16 protein-coding genes and 1 tRNA gene are annotated in these 16,145 nt (G+C 70.5%); 11 read left to right on the forward strand and 6 right to left on the reverse strand.

Translation table 11 applies throughout. From position 1 onward, the window contains the following. Positions 1-8 precede the first annotated feature (8 nt). Positions 9-809: an ATP-binding protein gene (locus BM145_RS08945; RefSeq protein ID WP_093333314.1), complete on the forward strand. Its 801-nt coding sequence runs from the start codon at positions 9-11 to the stop codon at positions 807-809. Between the two features lie 130 nt (positions 810-939). On the opposite strand, the gene BM145_RS08950 is transcribed toward BM145_RS08945, so the two are convergent. Continuing rightward, positions 940-2,715 carry an ABC-F family ATP-binding cassette domain-containing protein gene (locus tag BM145_RS08950; RefSeq protein ID WP_093333416.1) on the reverse strand — a complete coding sequence of 592 codons (1,776 nt, stop codon included), beginning with the start codon at positions 2,713-2,715 and terminating at the stop codon, positions 940-942. Between the two features lie 72 nt (positions 2,716-2,787). On the opposite strand from BM145_RS08950, the gene BM145_RS08955 reads away from it, so the two are divergent. The 3 genes from BM145_RS08955 to BM145_RS08965 are packed head-to-tail and all read left to right on the forward strand — an operon-like array spanning position 2,788 to position 5,176. After that, complete coding sequence (locus tag BM145_RS08955) at positions 2,788-3,084, forward strand: PepSY domain-containing protein (RefSeq protein ID WP_093333315.1); 297 nt, start codon at positions 2,788-2,790, stop codon at positions 3,082-3,084. A gap of 54 nt (positions 3,085-3,138) precedes the next feature. Then, positions 3,139-3,804 carry a response regulator transcription factor gene (locus BM145_RS08960; protein ID WP_093333316.1) on the forward strand — a complete coding sequence of 222 codons (666 nt, stop codon included), beginning with the start codon at positions 3,139-3,141 and terminating at the stop codon, positions 3,802-3,804. Positions 3,805-3,850: 46 nt separating this feature from the next. Continuing rightward, complete coding sequence (locus tag BM145_RS08965; RefSeq protein ID WP_093333417.1) at positions 3,851-5,176, forward strand: sensor histidine kinase; 1,326 nt, start codon at positions 3,851-3,853, stop codon at positions 5,174-5,176. On the opposite strand, the gene BM145_RS08970 is transcribed toward BM145_RS08965, so the two are convergent. Together BM145_RS08970 and BM145_RS08975 are read right to left on the reverse strand one after the other, a co-directional pair. Further along, positions 5,160-6,158, reverse strand: coding sequence for an LLM class flavin-dependent oxidoreductase (locus tag BM145_RS08970; protein ID WP_093333317.1), 999 nt, complete (start codon positions 6,156-6,158; stop codon positions 5,160-5,162). The two genes, BM145_RS08965 and BM145_RS08970, sit on opposite strands and share 17 nt — an antisense overlap. Before the next feature lie 169 nt (positions 6,159-6,327). Next, positions 6,328-8,652 carry a S8 family peptidase gene (locus tag BM145_RS08975; protein WP_093333318.1) on the reverse strand — a complete coding sequence of 775 codons (2,325 nt, stop codon included), beginning with the start codon at positions 8,650-8,652 and terminating at the stop codon, positions 6,328-6,330. A gap of 144 nt (positions 8,653-8,796) precedes the next feature. Here BM145_RS08975 and BM145_RS08980 point away from each other — a divergent pair, with 144 nt between their 5' ends. Genes BM145_RS08980 through BM145_RS09005 form a run of 6 tightly spaced genes read left to right on the forward strand, consistent with a single transcriptional unit; the run spans position 8,797 to position 12,699 of the window. Further along, positions 8,797-9,462 (forward strand): pyrimidine 5'-nucleotidase, encoded by a 666-nt coding sequence (locus tag BM145_RS08980; RefSeq protein ID WP_093333319.1) that lies wholly within the window; start codon positions 8,797-8,799, stop codon positions 9,460-9,462. Further along, complete coding sequence (gene dapD, locus BM145_RS08985; protein ID WP_093333320.1) at positions 9,459-10,271, forward strand: 2,3,4,5-tetrahydropyridine-2,6-dicarboxylate N-succinyltransferase; 813 nt, start codon at positions 9,459-9,461, stop codon at positions 10,269-10,271. Before BM145_RS08980 ends, dapD begins: the two co-directional genes overlap by 4 nt. Positions 10,272-10,330: 59 nt before the next feature. Further along, entirely contained in the window at positions 10,331-10,783 is a 453-nt protein-coding gene (locus BM145_RS08990; RefSeq protein WP_093333321.1) for a TM2 domain-containing protein, read from the forward strand. A gap of 53 nt (positions 10,784-10,836) precedes the next feature. Next, the gene (gene glpX / locus BM145_RS08995) at positions 10,837-11,796 is read left to right on the forward strand and encodes a class II fructose-bisphosphatase (protein ID WP_093333322.1); all 960 of its coding nucleotides are present in this window, start codon (positions 10,837-10,839) and stop codon (positions 11,794-11,796) included. Next, positions 11,796-12,464: a CPBP family intramembrane glutamic endopeptidase gene (locus tag BM145_RS09000; RefSeq protein ID WP_093333323.1), complete on the forward strand. Its 669-nt coding sequence runs from the start codon at positions 11,796-11,798 to the stop codon at positions 12,462-12,464. Before glpX ends, BM145_RS09000 begins: the two co-directional genes overlap by 1 nt. A 13-nt stretch (positions 12,465-12,477) precedes the next feature. Then, on the forward strand, positions 12,478-12,699 hold the full coding sequence (locus tag BM145_RS09005) for a hypothetical protein (RefSeq protein WP_093333324.1): 222 nt from the start codon (positions 12,478-12,480) through the stop codon (positions 12,697-12,699). A gap of 3 nt (positions 12,700-12,702) precedes the next feature. On the opposite strand, the gene BM145_RS09010 is transcribed toward BM145_RS09005, so the two are convergent. After that, positions 12,703-12,776: transfer RNA gene (locus BM145_RS09010), tRNA-Gly, on the reverse strand. Between the two features lie 105 nt (positions 12,777-12,881). Between BM145_RS09010 and BM145_RS09015 the strand changes: the two genes are divergently transcribed. Continuing rightward, a complete protein-coding gene (locus BM145_RS09015; RefSeq protein WP_093333325.1) occupies positions 12,882-14,006 on the forward strand; it encodes a calcium:cation antiporter in 1,125 nt (374 codons plus the stop codon). A gap of 16 nt (positions 14,007-14,022) precedes the next feature. Here BM145_RS09015 and BM145_RS09020 read toward each other — a convergent pair whose 3' ends face one another. Then, positions 14,023-14,280 carry a hypothetical protein gene (locus BM145_RS09020; protein WP_093333326.1) on the reverse strand — a complete coding sequence of 86 codons (258 nt, stop codon included), beginning with the start codon at positions 14,278-14,280 and terminating at the stop codon, positions 14,023-14,025. Beyond that, on the reverse strand, positions 14,256-15,950 hold the full coding sequence (locus tag BM145_RS09025; RefSeq protein ID WP_093333327.1) for a M1 family metallopeptidase: 1,695 nt from the start codon (positions 15,948-15,950) through the stop codon (positions 14,256-14,258). Before BM145_RS09025 ends, BM145_RS09020 begins: the two co-directional genes overlap by 25 nt. Positions 15,951-16,145: the final 195 nt, after the last annotated feature.

A 16,145-nucleotide genomic window follows, 5' to 3' on the forward strand; every position in this document is an offset into this window, starting at 1 on the left:
GCTGGGGCATGGACCCGCTCGATCGCATCGCCGCCGCGCTGGAGCGGCTGTCCCCGCCGCCGACGCCGCCGGCCGACCTGCGCGCGCACCCGGCCTATCGATGGCAGGGCGGCGCCCTCGCCGTGTCGCGCGGCTTCGCGGCGCTACCGCTGGACGGGCTGCTGGGCGTGGAGCGGCAGAAGGCGGCGCTGCTCGCCAACCTGCGCCGGCTGGCCGCCGGGCACGCGGCACAGGACGTGCTGCTGTGGGGCGCGCGCGGCACGGGCAAGTCGGCGTTGGTCAAGAGCGCGGTGGCCGCGGTGCAGGGCGAGGGCGGCGACCTGGCGCTGGTGGCGACGAGCGATCTCGCCGACCTGCCGGCACTGTTCGCGATACTGGCACCGATCGGCCGCGCGTTCGCGCTGTTCGTCGACGATCTCGGCGTCGAGGCGGCGGGGGAGGCGCGCAGCCTGCGCTCCTCGCTGGACGGCGGCGCGGAACCGCGCCCGGCGAACGTCCGGCTGCTCGTCACCGCCAATCGCCGCCACCTGCAACCGCGCGACATCGCCGAACAGTCGAGCGCGATCAATCCGCGCGACGCGGTGGACGACCAGCTGGCGCTCGCCGACCGCTTCGGCCTGAGCCTGGGGTTCCACGCGGTCGACCAGGACGGTTATCTGGCGATCGTCCGCCACCATGCCGCCGTGCACGGGCTGCCGGTGGACGAGGCCGACGCGCTCGGCTGGGCGACGACGCGCGGCAGCCGTTCGGGGCGGGTCGCCTGGCAGTACGTCGTCGACTTGGCCGGGCGGGAGGGTCGGGCGCTATAGGGCTCAGGGTCGGCTTCGATCAGTTTGAATCATCCGTTCGTGCCGAGCGCCGTCGAAGCACCTTGTGGAGGCGTGCCCTTCGACTTCGCTCAGGGCGAACGGAAGTGAATACACCCGATCGACTTCGAGTCTAGGCCAGCGCCTCGACCTGTTCGGCCAGGTCCAGCCAGCGCATCTCCGCGGCGTCCTTCTCCGCGCGGGCGGCGTCGATCGCCTTTGTCAGCCGCGCGAAGGTCGCGTGATCGCGCGTGTAGAGCGTCGGATCGGCGAGCAAGTCCTCATCGCGCGCGATGGCACGGTCGATCTCCTCGATGCGCTTGGGGAGCAGGTCGTAATCGCGCTGGTCCTTGTACGACAGTTTCCGCGCGGGCGCCGCCACCGGGGCGGGAGCGGCGGCGGCCTTGGGCTTCTTCGCCTCCGCCTTGGCCCGGCGCCGCTTCTCCCAATCCTCGTAGCCGCCGGCGACCACGTCCACGGTGCCGCTGCCGTCCAAGCCCAGCGTCACGGTGACGGTGCGGTCGAGGAAGTCGCGGTCGTGGCTGACGATCAGCACCGTACCCTCGTAATCGCCGATCACCTCCTGCAGCAGGTCGAGCGTCTCCAGGTCGAGATCGTTGGTCGGCTCGTCCAGTACCAGCAGGTTCGACGGCCGGGCGAACTCGCGCGCGAGCAGCAGGCGCGAGCGTTCGCCGCCCGACAGCGTGCCGACCTTGGCATCGACCAGATTGGGATCGAACAGGAACTCCTTGAGATAGCCGTGGACATGCTTGCGGCTGCCGAGCACGTCGATCCACTCGCCGCCATCGGCCAGCACGTCGCGCACCGTCTTCTCGGGCGCCATCAGCCGGCGCTGCTGATCGATGACGATGCCGTCGAGCGTCTTGGCCAGACGGATGCTGCCCTCGTCGGGCGCCATCTCGCCCGTCAGCAGGCGAAGCAGCGAGGTCTTCCCCGCGCCGTTCGCGCCGACGATGCCGATCCGGTCGCCGCGGGTGACGCGAAGCGAGAAGTCGCGGATGATCGGGCGCTCGCCATAACGTTTGGTGACATGGTCGGCGTCGATCACCACCTTCGATCGCCCGTCCTCATGGCCGAGACCGATCGCGGCGGTGCCCTGCGGCCCCATCATCGCGGCCCGCTCGGCGCGCATCTCCTTCAGCTTGGCGAGACGGCCCTGGTTGCGGCGGCGACGGCCGGTGACGCCGCGTTGCAGCCAGTGCTCCTCGATCTTGAGCTTGGCGTCGAGCCGTTCGGCATTGCGCTGCTCCTCGGCATGGACCTGCTCGGTCCACGCCTCGAACCCGCCGAAGCCGATCTCGGCCCGGCGGACGCTGCCGCGATCGAGCCACAGCGTCTGTTTCGTCAGCCGGGTCAGGAACGTACGGTCGTGGCTGATCGCGACGAAGGCGCCGGTGAAGCGGCCGAGCCATCCCTCCAGCCAGTCGATCGCGGCGATGTCGAGGTGGTTGGTGGGCTCGTCGAGCAGCAGCACGTCCGGCTCCTGCGCCAGCGCGCGGACGATCGCGGCGCGGCGCCGCTCGCCACCGGACGCGGTGGCGGCGTCGCGGTCGAGGTCGATGCCGAGCTGGTCGGCGATCGCGGCGGATTCGTGGCCGACGGGCGCGTCGTCGCCCGCCTCCACGTAATCGCGCAAGGTGGAGAAGCGCGACACGTCCGGGTCCTGTTCCAGCATCACCACGCGGGTGCCCGGCACGACCGTGCGGCGCCCCTCGTCCGGCTCGATGCTGCCCGCCAGGAGCTTCAGGAGCGTGCTCTTGCCGGCCCCGTTCCTGCCGATCAGCGCCAGTCGGTCGCGCGCGCCGATATGGATGTCGAGGTCGCGAAAGAGCCAGCCCGAGCCCTGGACGAGGCCGAGTTGTTCGAAGGAGAGGATGGGTGCCGCCATGTTGCCGGCGACGTAGGCGGCGCGACGCCCATTCACAACGGGTTCAACGCGCGGTAGCTACGCCACCGACCCATGAAGACTCTCGTCTCCCTGCTGCTGATCGCGACCGCGACGCCGGTGTTCGCCACCGAGCCGATGCAGCGCGGCGACCAGATGTCGGTCTATCAGGCCAGGCGGAAGGGCAAGCTGATGCCGCTGCCCGAGATCCTGAAGCGCGTGGTGCCGGCGGTGCCGGGGGCGGAATATCTCGGCTTCGACTTCGACTCGTCGACCAGTATCTACACGCTGAAATTCCTGCGCAACGGATCGGTGATCTGGGTCGAGGTGGACGGGCGGTCGGGGCAGATACTGGGCCGGACCGGACGTTGATGGTAAGGCGTTGATCGCGACACAGCCGGCGGCCCGGTTTCGAAGGAGACAAGAATGCGCGTACTCATCGTCGAGGACGAGCCCAATCTCGGCCAGCAGCTGAAGAACACGCTGGAGGGCGCGGGCTATGCCATCGACCTGGCCACCGATGGCGAGGAGGGGCTGTATCTCGGCCAAAGCGAGACGTACGACGCGGTGGTGCTCGACCTGGGCCTGCCGGAGATCGACGGGCTGACCGTGCTCGACCGTTGGCGGAAGGAAGGCAAGACGATGCCCGTCCTCGTCCTCACCGCGCGCGACAGCTGGTCCGACAAGGTGGCGGGGCTGGACGCGGGCGCCGACGATTACGTCGCCAAGCCGTTCCAGACGGAGGAGCTGATCGCCCGCCTGCGCGCGTTGATCCGCCGGGCGAGCGGCAACGCCTCGTCCGAGCTGACCGCGGGCGACGTGCGGCTCGACACCCGCAGCGGCAAGGTGACGCGCGGCGGCGATCCGGTGAAGCTGACCGCGCAGGAGTACAAGCTGCTCAGCTACCTGCTCCATCACAAGGGCAAGGTGGTCAGCCGCACCGAGTTGATCGAGCATATCTACGACCAGGATTTCGATCGCGACTCCAACACGATTGAGGTGTTCGTGACGCGCATCAGGAAGAAGCTGGGGCAGGACGTCATCACCACCATCCGCGGTCTCGGATACAGCCTGGAAGACCCGGACGCCTGAGGGAAGAGGGGTGACGGCCCGCGCCACCGGCTCGCTCTCGCGCCGGATGATCCTGATCGCGGCGGCGTGGATCACGCTGCTGCTGGCGGGCGGCGGCTTCGCGCTCGACCGGGTGCTCGCCTCCGCGGTGACGCAGAACGCCGACGATCAGCTGGAATATGTCATGACCGCGCTGATCGTGTCGTCGGAGATCGGACCCGACGGCGAGGTGATCTTCACGCGCGAGGCGGCGGACCAGCGGTTCCTGGAACCGGGGTCCGGGCTCTACTGGCAGGTTTCGGCTCCGGGGCGCGAGCCGTTCCCGTCGCGCTCGCTGTGGGACCGGCGGCTGGCCTACGGCGCGCCGCACCATGACCGGGGAGTCCACAGCTACGACAGCCTCCAGTTCGGCGACGAGCGGCTGCGCGTGGTCGAGCGCGACGTGCGGCTGCCCGGCAGCAACGTCCGTTGGCGGTTCCAGGTGGCGCAGAGCCGCTCCGGGCTGGACGCGCAGATCGCGGTGATCCGCCGCACGCTGGTACGATCGTTCGCGCTGCTCGCGCTGGGGCTGATCGTGCTCGCCGCGCTTCAGACCTTCTACGGCCTGTGGCCGCTGCGCCAGGTGCGCGCGGAGATCGCGCGGATGCGCGCGGGTGCATCGACGCGGGTGTCGGCGGCGATGCCGGAGGAAGTGCAGCCGATGGTCGAGGAGCTGAACGCTCTGATCGAACACAACGAGCGCCAGGCGGAGGAGGCACGGCGCCACGCGGGCAACCTCGCCCACGCGCTGAAGACGCCGCTCACCGTCATCATGAACGCGGCCACCGCGCAGGCCGACGACCTGGCCGACACGGTGATCCGCGAGGCGCGGACGATGCGCCGGCAGGTCGACCATCACCTCGCGCGGGCGCGCGCCGTCGGCCGGCGCGGTTCGGCGCACAGCCGCGCCGACGTGTGGCCCAGCGTCGAGTCGGTCGAGCGCGCCGTCGCCCGCCTGTACCGCCACGTCCGCATCGACGTGGACGGTCCCAAGGACCTGGCGGTGCACGTCGAGCGGCAGGACCTGGACGAGATGCTGGGCAATCTGATCGAGAACGCGGCCAAATACGGCGGCGGCAGCGTGTTCGTGACGGTGACGTCGCAGGCGGGCTTCGTCGAGATCCTGGTGGAGGACGACGGCACCGGCATTCCCGCGGAGGAGCGCACGCGCATCTTCGACCGCGGCGTCCGGCTCGACACGGGCAAGCCCGGCACCGGCCTGGGCCTGGCGATCGTCCGCGACGTGGCGGAAATCTACGAGGGCAGCGTCAGCCTGGAGGAGAGCGAGGATCTCGGCGGCCTGCTGGTCCGGCTGCGGCTGCCCGCCGCCAGCGGCGTCACGCCGCCAGCCTGACCTCGCGCGCCGCCTCCACCGTCAGCGCCAGCGAGCGCTTGCGGGCGGCCTGGTCGTAGATGGCGCTGGTCACCATCACCTCGTCCACGCCCGTCCGCTCGACGAAGGCGGCGAGGCCTGCGGCGACGGTGGCCGGGCCGCCGATCGCCGAGCAGGCGAGCACCTGGTCGAGGATCGCGTTGCCCTGCGCACCCAGCCCCGCACGATAGCCCGCGACCGGCGGCGGCAGCTGCACGGGGCGGCCGGTGCGCAGCGCCACGAACGATTGCGCCTGGGAGGAGGCGAGCAGTTCCGCCTCCGCGTCGGTATCGGCGGCGAAGACGTTGAACCCGGCCATGGCGTAGGGCCGATCGAGTTGCGCCGAGGGCTGGAAGTCGCGGCGATACACCGCCAGCGCCTGATCGAGCGCTTCGGGTGCGAAGTGCGAGGCGAAGGCGTAAGGCAGGCCGAGCGCGGCGGCGACCTGCGCGCCGTAGAGGCTCGATCCCAGGATCCACAGCTGCGGCTTGGCGCCGGCACCCGGCGTGGCGACGATGCCGGTCTGGCCATCGTCGGCGAAGTAGCTTCGCAGCTCCAGCACGTCCTGCGGGAAGGTATTGGGGTCGCTGTCGAGCGTGCGGCGCAGCGCGCGGGCGACGCGCTGGTCGCTGCCGGGCGCACGGCCCAGTCCCAGGTCGATCCGGCCGGGATGGAGCGCGTCGAGCGTGCCGAACTGTTCGGCGATGACCAGCGGCGCGTGATTGGGCAGCATGATCCCGCCCGCGCCGACGCGGATCGTCGTCGTCGCGGCGGCGACGTGGCCGATCACCACCGCCGTCGCGGCGGAGGCGATGCCGGTCATGCCGTGATGCTCGGCCACCCAGTAGCGCGAGAAGCCAACCGCTTCCGCGTGCGCGGCCAGATCGGCGGCACGAGCCAGCGCATCGCCGACGGTGCCGCCCTGCACCACGGGGACGAGGTCGAGAAAGGAGAGCTGGGTCATGGAAGCGAGATGGGGAGGGCAGGGGCCTGCTACTAGCCGCCATCGGCTTCTTGGCGACGAAGCGCGCCTTTCCCTATCGTCATGCCGGGCTCGCCCCGGCATCCAGGTAATGACCGTCAGCGCTGCTTGGCCCTGGAGGTCGGGACGAGCCCGGCGTGACGAAAGGGGGTTAGAACCCCATCGCGTACCGCACCGCCCACCCGCGATCGTCCGGCAGCGCGGCGACATTGCCGGGGTCGCGGCGCCAGAAGAGATTGGTGGAAAGATCACCCGGCCCCAGCCGACGGGCGTAGCGCAGCTCCAGGTCGAGTTCGCGGCCGTCGGGCGCCAGGTTGAGGCGCTGCGCGGTCCAGGTCGCCACCGACTGCGTGGCATAGTCGTATAGGGTCGGCAACCGCAGGTCGATGCCGCCCGACGTGACGCGCAGCGGCTGCGCGACGCGAAGTCCCAGGCTGTCGGCACCGAACACGCCGTCCCTGCCGAGGTCGGCGGACCAGCTGTCGGTGCGCACCGATCCGCCTGCCTGGAACTGGCGGATCAGGCGCGCCGACGTCCAGCCCTGGCGCCAGCTGCCCCCGATCGTCCACCCGTCGCCGGTCGACAGGCGCGCCGCCCCTTCCGCGAACCAGCTGGTCGCGCGCGGGGCACCGAGGGCGCCGCCGAACTGCGCGCCGAGCAGCGTGTCGCGCTCCGCCATCCGGCTGCCCGCGACGCGCAGCGCCAGCGGCCCCGCCTGCCGGTCGAGCGTAATCGTCGCCTGGTTGACGCGGTGGCGGCTCCACGGGCGATCGCCCAGCCACGCGGTTTCGCGCCCGACCAAGAGGTCGCTTGACGCGGCGGCGATGGTGACGCCCAGCCGCCCGAACCGCTGCCGCAGCGCCACCGCGCCGCGCGGCCTCGCCTCCACGCCCAACCCGCGGTCGGCGGCGACCAGGAAGGCGGGGTCGCGCCGCCCGTCTAGCTGCGCGGTCATCGCGGTCGCCCCTTGCGCGATGCCGATCCCGAACGACAGCCGGCTGCCCAGCCGCTGCACCACCGATCCGGCGATCGCGCGGGCGGCGCGCGCGTCGGCGATGCCGAGCTGCGTCGCCTGTACGTCGACGCCCCCGCGGTCGCGCGACGGCACCAGCGTGACCGACACCGCGGTGCTGCCGCGGTTCATGGTCAGCGCGCGCACGTCCGACTGGAGTGCGCCGCCGAACACGCGCGGGGCCGCGCCGCGGGCGAGCGACTGCGCCAGGTCGATGCCGAAGGCGCGGCCGTACCCGTCCAGGATCACCGCGCCCAACCCGCTCTGCCGCGCGTCGCCCATCGGCGCGGAGGTGGTGCCCAGCGCCTCGGCCGTCGATACCGGCACCGCGCTGCCCGCCATCGCGGTGGCGCCGACCGGCTGGAACGCGCGGGCGAGGTCGATCACGCCGCGGCCGTAGATCGCGTCGACGCCCGGCGCGCCCGCGTCGCGCGCGGTGGCGTAGAGCAGCTCCACGATCTGCGCGCCCGACAGATTGGGGAATGCCTGCGCCAGCAGCGCGATCGCGCCGGTGATCTGCGGCGCGGCGAAGGAGGTGCCCGACCACAAGAACGGCACGTTGTTCTCGTCGGGCGCGCGCACCCGCTCGCCCACGGCGGACAGGAAATGCGCGGCGCTGGCCCCGGCTCGGTCGGAGAAGGTCGAGATCGCGTCGTTCGCGCCGACCGAACCGGCGATGATGACCTGGTTGCGCGCCACCGCCGCGTTGTTGGCGACCGCGCTGAAGCCGCTGGGATCGGGCGTGCCGTCGTTGCCCGCGGCGATCACCACGACGATGCCGGCGGCGGTGGCGCGGCCGATCGCGGCGGTCAACTGCGCCCCCATCGAATCGCCGCCGAGCGAGATGTTGATGACCCGCGCGTTGGCGGTGCGCGCCGCATCAACCCCGCGCGCGATCGCGTCCGTGCCGAAACGGCAGCCGGTGTCCTTGTCGTCGGTTACCTCGGTCGCGCATGATCCCGGTCGGTCGGCGCGCAGAACGACGAGCGTCGAATCGAACGCGACGCCGTGCGTGCCCGTGCCGTTGCGGCGTCCGGCGGCAGTGAAGGCGACGGCGGTGCCGTGGCCGCCCTCGTCGTCGATCGTGCCGTTGCCGGCGACCGACACGGAGGCGGAGGAGATGCGGCTGCCGAACTCCTCGCTGGCGAGATCGATGCCGGTATCGATGATGCCGATCGCCACCCCGGCACCCGTGGCGCCACGATTGTACGCGGCCAGTGCGTTCAGCGACACCGCGCCCACCGTCGCCCGGTACTCGGCGGTGTCGAACGGCGCACCCGACGGGGTCGGCGCGGGTGTGGGGGCCGGCGTCGGTGCAGGGGTAGGCGCCGGCGTGGGGGCAGGCGTCGGCGCGGGTGTTTCGGGCGGGGGCGCGGGGATGGTGGCGACATCGCCGCCACCACCGCAGCCACCGAGGAGCGCGGCGATCGCGGCACTGCCCAGCCATCGACGATCGACACGCATTCGCCGATGCACTCCCCCATAAGCCCTTATGATATACGGCAGCGTACCGGATTCCTTGAGGGCCGCCAAGAGACGGGGCGGCGACCGCCCCGGCCGCCCCGCCTCTTGTCCCCGGCCAGGGGCCTGCCTACAGGCTGGCAGCCGATGATCGCCGCGCTCGCCCATGTCCGCACCTGGATCTTCGATCTCGACAACACGCTGTACCCGGCATCGGCCAATCTGTTCGCGCGCATCGACGCGCGGATGACCGCCTTCATCGGCGAGCTGCTCCGCGTCGACCCGATCGAGGCGAGGCGGGTGCAGAAGGCGTATTTTCTCGGGCACGGCACCACGCTGGCCGGCTTGATGGCGGAGCACCAGGTCGATCCGCACGCGTTCCTCGATTACGTCCACGATATCGAGATGGAGGTGCTGGAGGAGGACCTGCCGCTCGCCGCCGCCCTGGCGCGGCTGCCCGGGCGCAAGCTGGTCTTCACCAACGGCGACCGGCCCTACGCGCTGAAGGTGCTCGACCGGCTCGGCCTCGGCGGCAGTTTCGAGGGCGTCCACGACATTCACGCGATGGACCTCGCGCCCAAGCCGCAGGCCAGCGCCTATGCCGGCCTTTGCGCCGCATTCGCCATCGATCCGGCGACGGCGCTGTTCGTCGAGGACATGGCGCGTAACCTGAAGCCTGCCAAGGCGATCGGCATGACCACCGTGTGGATCGACAACGGGTCCGAGCAGGCCGCCGATGCCGACCGCAGCTTCATCGACTATACCGTGCCGGCGCTGACGCCGTGGCTGCACGAAATATTGGAGACCGCATGACCGACCTGTCCACGACCATCGACGCCGCCTGGGACGATCGCGCGACCCTCGGCCTCGACACCGGCGGCGACGTGCGCGCGGCGGTGGAGGAGGCGCTGGCGCTGCTCGACCGCGGCGAGGCGCGCGTGGCGGAGCCCGACGGAGCCGGCGGTTGGCGGGTCAATCAGTGGCTGAAGAAGGCGGTGCTGCTCAGCTTTCGCCTGAACGACAACAAGGTGATGGGCGAGGCGCCCTGGTTCGACAAGGTGCCGACCAAATTCGCCGGCTGGGGCGAGGACGCGTTCCGCGCTGCCGGCTTCCGCGCGGTGCCGGGTTCGGTCGTGCGTCGCGGCGCCTTCGTCGGCAAAGGCGCGATCCTGATGCCGAGTTTCGTCAACATCGGTGCCTATGTCGGCGAGGGCACGATGGTCGATACCTGGGCGACGGTCGGGTCGTGCGCGCAGATCGGCCGGAACGTCCATTTGTCGGGCGGCGCCGGCATCGGCGGCGTGCTGGAGCCGCTTCAGGCGGACCCGGTCATCATCGGCGACGGCGCCTTTATCGGCGCGCGATCGGAGGTGGCGGAGGGCGTCCGCGTCGGTGAGGGCGCGGTGCTGTCGATGGGCGTGTACCTCGGCGCCTCGACCAAGATCATCGATCGCGAGACGGGAGAAGTGACGAAGGGCGAGGTGCCGCCCTATGCCGTCGTCGTGCCCGGCTCGACGGGCGGGGGCGAGGGCAAGCCCGGCCTGTACTGCGCGGTGATCGTCAAGCGCGTGGACGCGCAGACGCGGTCGAAGACGTCGATCAACGATCTGCTGCGGGATTGAGCATTACCGTCTTGCATCGACGGTGATGAAGCGGATGATGAGGTAGGACGGGGGATAAGATGCGCGGGCAGATCTTGGGGGTGGACCGGCGGACCGGTGATGGACTGGTCGCGGGCGACGATGGCCGCCGCTACACGTTTCGGCCCGATGATTGGGCGCATAGCGGCGAGCCCGCCATCGGCTTGCACGTCGATTTCGACCCGATCGACAGTCGCGCGCAGAGCATCTTTCCGATGCCGGTGGCACCCGGCTCCGTGCCTGCCGCGGTGAGCCCCGCAGCGCCCACCACGGCGAGCGATCGCAACAAGATCATCGCTGCCTTACTGGCGTTCTTCCTCGGCACGCTCGGCATTCACCGCTTCTATCTTGGCAGGAACGGCTCCGGAATCGCGATGCTTGTTCTGAGCATCACCATCGTCGGCCTGCTCGTCAGCGCGCCTTGGGCGCTGATCGACGCGGTGCGATACCTGGTCATGCCGGACGAGGAATTTGCGAGACGTTACGCCCGGTGACGCCGCGCCTCGCGTGCGCTAACGCTCGCCCCCGAACATATCCGGGAGCCTTCATGACCGACAGCAGCAACCCCCTCGACCGCGTCCTCGTGCTGGAGATGGTGCGCGTCACCGAGGCCGCCGCCATCGCCGCGTCGACGCTCACCGGACGCGGCGACGAGAAGGCGGCCGACGCCGCCGCCGTGGAGGCGATGCGGGCCGCGTTCAACGACCTCGACATCGACGGCACCGTGGTGATCGGCGAGGGCGAGCGCGACGAGGCGCCGATGCTCTACATCGGCGAGAAGGTCGGCACCGGCCAGGGCCCCGCGATCGACATCGCGCTCGACCCGCTGGAGGGTACGACGATCTGCGCCACCGCCGGCCCGAACAGCCTGGCCGTGCTGGCGATCTCGGAGAAGGGCGGCCTGCTCAACGCGCCCGACGTGTACATGGACAAGATCGCGGTCGGCCCCGGCTATCCGGCGAACGTCATCGACCTCGACCGCAGCCCGGCGGAGAACGTCCGCGCGGTGGCGGCGGCCAAGGGCGTCGATCCGCGCGAGATCATGGTGTGCGTGCTCGACCGCCCGCGCCACCAGGCGATCATCGACGAGCTGCGCCAAGTCGGCTGCGGCGTGGTGCTGATCGGCGACGGCGACGTGGCGGGCGTGATCGCGACCAGCGATCCCGACACGACGATCGACCTCTACATGGGGCAGGGCGGCGCGCCGGAGGGTGTGCTCGCCTGCGCGGCGCTGCGCTGCGTTGGTGGGCAGTTCAAGGGCCGGCTGCTGTTCCGCAACGACGACGAGCGCGCCCGCGCCGCCAAATGGGGCGTGACCGACCTCGACAAGCAGTACGACCTGACCGAGCTCGCGCGCGGCGACTGCATCTTCGCCGCGACCGGCGTTACCGATGGGTCGCTGCTGGCGGGCGTCAAGCGCGGCAAGGGCAAGATGACGACCGAGAGCGTCGTGATGCGCGCCTCCTCGGGCACGGTGCGCTGGGTGAAGGGCGAGCACCGGCTGTAATGCCCGCCGGCCTGCTGCTGGCGCTCGCGCTGGCAGCGGTCGGCTGGTTCGCGCGAAGGACGCCATCGCCGCCGAGCCGTGCGGCGCGGTATCGGCGGTGGATGGCGCGCGTGGGCGCGGCGTTCGGATTATCGACGCTCGCCGGCCTGGCGCTGCTCGGCCGGGTCGACGCGCTCTGGCGGCTGCCGATGGAGTTCGCGCCTCTCCGCGCGATGCTGCCGGCAATGGCGCTCGCCGAGGTCGCCGGTGGCGCGATCGGCGGTGTCGCGATCGGGCTGGCGGTGGCGGGCTGGCGCGCGCGGCGTGGTGGCCGGCCGATCGGTAAACCGGGATCGCTGATGCCGCGGTCGCGCGCGGAACTGCCCTGGGGTGCCGCCGTCGCGCTGGTCGCGGGCGTGGCGGAGGAGCTGTTCTTCCGCCTGCTGCTGCCGCTGCTGATCGCGATCTTCACCGGCAGCGCGCTGCTGGGCTTCGGCGCGGCGACGCTCGTGTTCGCCGGGCTGCACCGCTATCAGGGATGGCGCGGGGTCGTCGCGACCGGGCTGTTCGGCGCCGTGATGACGGCGATCCTGCTGATAAGCGGCGCATTGTGGCTGGTCGTGCTGCTCCACGCCGCTATCGACCTGGGCGGGCTCGTCCTGTGGCCCGCCCTGTACCGAGCGCGATAAGGAACACACGCCCATGGCCGAGATCGTCATCAGCCCCAGCGGCCCGGCCGCGATGGAAACGGGCCTCATGATCGACGAGACGGGCACCCGCTTCGTCGTGCTCACCTTCCGCGAGCCGGATGCGGACCCTGTTCTCGTCACCTTCACGGTGCCGCTGTTCCAGAACTTCGTCCACCATCTGGGCAAGACGGCCGAGGCCGCGCTCGACGAGTTCAACTGGCAGGTGCCGGAGTAGGGATGGAGCGGGTGAAGGGAATCGAACCCTCGTCGTAAGCTTGGGAAGCTTCTGCTCTACCATTGAGCTACACCCGCGACGTGATGGCGAGTGCCACAACCGCCCCGCCGTCGTCAACGCGCGATCGCTCCCGGACCTAGAACGACCCGTCGTGCATTCCCCTTTCTAACAGGGGAATTCGGATGAACGACGAGACCATACCACCGCCTTCGACCAAGCGCGCTCTGCTACGGCGGCTGGCGCTGCCATGGTGGACGATCGCCTTTCCGCTGGCCGGCGTCGCCGCAATCCTGCTGTCGCTTGCCAAGGTGGGCGGCATCGGGACGATCGTGGCGATCGTCGTGCTGATCGGCAGCGTGCTCGCCGCCGTCCATCATGCGGAGGTCGTCGCCCACCGTGTCGGCGAGCCGTTCGGCACGCTGGTGCTGGCGGTCGCGGTGACGGTGATCGAGGTGTCGCTGATCGTCAGCCTGATGCTGTCCGACGCGGGCGACGCGTCCACGCTGGCGCGCGACACGGTGTTCGCGGCGATCATGATTATCCTCAACTTCATCGTCGGTCTGTGCCTGCTGGCGGGCGGCATCCGCCACGGCGAGCAGCGTTTCACCCTGCGCGGGGTTTCCGCCACCTTGTGCGTGCTGGCGGCGATGGCGGTGCTGTCGCTGGTCCTGCCCAACTACACGGCGACCACGCCGGGGCCGACCTATGCGCCGTCGCAGCTGGTGTTCGTCGCGGTCGTGTCATTGATCCTCTACGGCACCTTCGTGATGGTGCAGACGGTCCGTCACCGCGATTATTTCCTGCCGCAGGGTGAGGCGCTGCCCGCCGACGCGCATGCCGAGCCACCCACCGACACCGCCGCGTGGAGCGCGTTCGCGGTGCTGCTGGTGGCACTGGTCGTCGTGGTGCTTCTCGCCAAGGATCTGTCGCCCACCGTCGAGGGGGCGATCCTGGGCGCAAGCCTGCCGCTGGCGCTGGTCGGCGTCGTCATCGCCGCGCTGGTGCTCGCGCCCGAGAGCCTGGCGGCCTATCGCGCGGCCAAGCGCAATCGGTTGCAGACCAGCCTCAACCTGGCGCTGGGATCGGCGTTGGCGACGATCGGGCTGACCATCCCGGCGGTGGCGATCGTGTCGCTGCTGCTCGACCTGCCGCTGGCACTCGGCATCTCGGCCAAGAGCGTGGTGCTGTTGGCGCTGTCGCTGTTCGTGTCGACGCTGTCGCTGGGCACGGGCAAGACCACGGTGCTGCAAGGCGCCGTCCACCTGGTGATCTTCGCGGCATATCTGTTCGTGACGATCGTGCCGTAGGTCGGCCGGCCGCAGGCTATCGCCGCAACCGGCTCGCCAGGGCGAACCCCGCCGCCGCTTGCAGCGCGCCGTAGAGGCGGCGGCGGGTGGGGTGGCCGGCGAAGGGGCGGACGAGGAGGTCGACCGCCGTCACCTCCGACCGCCACAAGGCGACGTGGCGCGTCGGCTGGAACAGGCCGAGCAGACCGTCGCCGATCATGAACACGGCCGCCATCTCGGCCGCGCGGCGGATGCCCAATTGCGTGTCGATCATTTCTTGCTGGTCGTGCGCCATGCCTGGAGTTCCTCGATCGCGGTGGACCTCCTCAACACGTGAGCGTCCGGATCGATCACCACGTGCGCGTCGGCGGCGACCGGGAGCGAGCCGCGGCCCCCCGTCATCGGCAGCGTCGTGCGCCGGCCGTCCACCTCTACCTCGACCGGCATCGGGAAGGCGCCGCCCGGTGCCTTCCAAGCCAGCGACAGCGTGCCGTCGCTCCGCGTCTCCACCAGTTCCGGAAGCGCTGCGCGCCGCAGATAGGTGTCGAAGAACCAGCCGTAATCCTTGCCCGTCACCTGCCGCACGAAGCCCTCATATTCGGCGGTCGAGCCGTAACGGGGCGTGAAGTTGCCGGGTTTCGGATCGGTGCGCCCGTAGACGGCAAGCCGGGTCACGTCGCGGAACGCGGGCTCGCCGATCAGCCAGCGCAAGCTGTGCAGCATCCACGCGCCCTTGTTGTAGATGTCCTGGCCGGGCCCGCCCCTGGACGGCTCGTACACCTCCTCCTCGGTGACGGAGCGGCCCCGCACCATCGGCACCTTGTTGGCGATGCCGGCGCGGCTGCCCTGCATCATCGCCTGGTAGCGGGCGCGACCCTCGCGCCACTCGCCGTACATCGGCTGCATCAAGGTGCCGTAACCCTCGTGCAGCCAGTAATCGTCCCAGTCGCCGGCGGTCAGCTGGTTGCCGAACCATTCGTGCGCCAGCTCGTGCTGGAACAGCCAGTCGAACCCCTCGACCGCCTTGGCGTAATTGTTGCCGTAGGCGTTGATGGTCTGGTGCTCCATGCCCTTGTGCGGCGTCTCCACCACGCCGAGCTTCTCGTCGCCGAAGGGATAGGGGCCGACCACGCTTTCGAAAAAGTCGAGCGTCGGCGCGAACTCGGCGAACAGCTTCTCCGCCTGGGGCCGCTCGCCGGGCAGGTACCAGTAGGTCATCGGGATGCTGTTGCCGAAGCGGCTCTTGTAAGTGCCGGTGACCTCTTCGTAGGGGCCGACATTGAGCGCGATCGCGTAGGTGTTGGGCTGGCGCGCGCGCCAGTTCCAGCGGGTGCGGCCGTCCGGCAGCGTGTCGATGCCGAGCAGCCGGCCGTTGGAGGGCGCCTCCAGCCCCTTGGGCACGGTGACGTGGATCGTCGCCATCGCCGGCTCGCCGCGCGGAAAGTCGAGGCAGGGCCAGAACAGGTCGCAGCCATAGCCTTCCGCCGTGGTCGCGAACCACAGCCGCCCGTCCTTGGTCTTCGACCACACCACCCCGTCGTCCCACGGCGCGTTGAGCGCGACGTGCGGTGTGCCGCCATAGGTGATGCGGACTGACGTCTTCTCCCCCGCCGCGAGCGGGCGGGGCAGGGTGACGATCAGCTGCCCGTCCGGTCGCGTGATCCGGCCGGCGGGCAGGGGCGCGCCGTCGACCGCCACCGCGCTGACCGGGAGGTTGGAATCGAGATCCAAGATCAGCCGCGCGACGGGTTTGATGGCGGTGAAGCCCAGCGTCGCGACGCCCTCCAGCCGGTATCGTTCCGGCAGCAGCTCGAAGGCCAGGTCGGCGCTGTCGAAGCGCACCGCCAGTTGTTCGGCCGGGCGGGGGCCGCCGGATTTCTGCGTCTGCTCGCTGATCGGCGGCGTGCCCTTGGCAGGTGGCTTGACCGGAGTGGCGGCGGCGAGGAGGAGGGGGAGCAGGATCATGCGCCCTGCATCGCCTTAGCGGAAGGCAGGTGCAAGCCGCCTGTCGCCCAACCGCTCCGTCACCCCGGACTTGATCCGGGGTCCATGCTTCCGCACGACCAACGGCCCGCTGCTCTCGCGGCACGATGGACCCCGGATCAAGTCCGGGGTGACGGTAGTGAGTGGGGTGGGAATGGTGGCCACTCGATCGGCAGG

Origin of the sequence: Sphingomonas rubra (assembly GCF_900115745.1) — a bacterium.
In the GTDB taxonomy this organism is placed as follows: domain Bacteria; phylum Pseudomonadota; class Alphaproteobacteria; order Sphingomonadales; family Sphingomonadaceae; genus Sphingomonas; species Sphingomonas rubra.